Source organism: Streptomyces ossamyceticus (assembly GCF_001418475.1).
Lineage (GTDB): Bacteria > Actinomycetota > Actinomycetes > Streptomycetales > Streptomycetaceae > Streptomyces > Streptomyces ossamyceticus.
Genome location: NZ_LIQX01000051.1, coordinates 1 through 758, shown reverse-complemented (window position 1 = coordinate 758; position 758 = coordinate 1). Strand labels below are relative to the sequence as shown.

General features: G+C 76.1%; 1 pseudogene. It reads left to right on the top strand.

The features are described from left to right. Window positions 1-758: pseudogene (locus tag AOK15_RS41700) on the top strand (hypothetical protein); the annotation flags it as partial.

The window sequence follows — 758 nt, the reverse complement described above, 5'->3', positions numbered from 1 at the left end:
GATCTGGTGCGGCGGGTGCGGGCGTCGGCCAAGGCGGCCGGGCACAGGGACGACGAGGTGGCCCGCGTGGTCGGCGCGATCCTGTCCGTCGCGCGGAAGAAGGCGGTGCCGGACTCGCTGCTGGCCGCCGCCGAACCGCTTCTGACGGCCCATCCGCCGACGGACACGATCGCCGCCGGGCTGGTGGAGATCTTCCCGCGGGGCGTCACCGACGGCGGGGCCTGGCTGCGCCTGCTGATCGGCTGCGGGGCGGCGGAGGCGATGGCGTCCGGCCGGGTGGTGCCCGAGGGCGGACCGCACCACTGGGTGGGCCACTTCACGCACATGTACCAGTTCGCGGAGCAGTCCGGCGGAGGGGTCGCGCGTCAGCCGCTCCCGGTGGAATTCCTCGACCTGGTGGGCCGGTTGGGGCCGAGGCTGCGGGCGGAGGGCGGCCCGGTGACCCTGCACACCACCCGGCACCACTACCAGGGCTTCGACGCGGACGTGCTGGACTCCGCTCTGGCCGCCAGGGTCGCCGTCGTCGACCCCGGCCCGGAGGTCCGGATGCGGTTCTGGGGCGAGCGGTCCCGGCGGGACCTGGCGGCACTGGCCGCCGACCCCGTGTTCGGTCCGCGGCTGGAGGGGACCGTGCACGCGGACCTGCTGCCCGGCCGGTCGTCGGCACGCCGCCGGGCCGGATCGGCGGTGACGCTGCTGCCGGGGGTCGAAGGCATCGCCCACGAGGTCGCCGGGCGGGTGGGCAGGCTCGTGGACAC